Source organism: Massilia sp. CT11-108, from assembly GCF_047302915.1.
Classification (GTDB): domain Bacteria; phylum Pseudomonadota; class Gammaproteobacteria; order Burkholderiales; family Burkholderiaceae_D; genus Telluria; species Telluria orientalis.
Genome location: NZ_JBKYMO010001191.1, coordinates 1 through 551, shown reverse-complemented (window position 1 = coordinate 551; position 551 = coordinate 1). Strand labels below are relative to the sequence as shown.

The following is a 551-nucleotide window of genomic DNA, read 5'->3' as shown; positions in this document are numbered from 1 at the left end:
GGTGTGGGTACCTGCGCCGGCGGCGGGGCGGCGGCGGGTGCCGCCTTGCCCTGGCCGTGCAGGGCGCCCAGTGCCGCGACCGTGGCCGCGATACGGTTGCCGCGCGGGGCGTTGGCGCCATCGGCTTCCGCCAGCTGCTGCAGCACGTCGACGGCGCCCAGCAGCACGTCCACGCCGCTCGCGTCGAGCTGGGCCCGGCCTTCCTGCGCCGCGACCAGCACGTCTTCCATCGCATGCGCGAGGCGCACGGCCGGCTCCAGGCCGACGATCGCGGCCGCGCCCTTGACCGAATGCGCCGCGCGCATCATCGATTCCAGCCGGGCCGCGTCGACCGCGCCCTGTTCGAGCAGCAGCAGGCCTTCCGTCAGCACGCGCATCTGCTCGCGCGTCTCCATGCGGAACAGGTCCAGCATCGAGTAGCCGCTCAGGTCTTCATTCTCCGCGCTCATCGCAGCAGCGCCTCCAGTTCGATGCGCAGGCGGGCCGTGTCGAGCAGGCCGGCTTCGATGGCGCCGGCGGCGATCACGCCGGCGACGAGGCCGGGTGGTGCG

1 protein-coding gene is annotated in these 551 nt (G+C 73.9%); it reads right to left on the bottom strand.

Annotated features, from left to right (window positions below; all coding sequences use genetic code 11):
• Nucleotides 1–449: Hpt domain-containing protein (locus ACEN88_RS33910; RefSeq protein ID WP_413346758.1), on the bottom strand; the 449-nt coding region annotated here is incomplete at its 3' end.
• Nucleotides 450–551 lie beyond the last annotated feature (102 nt).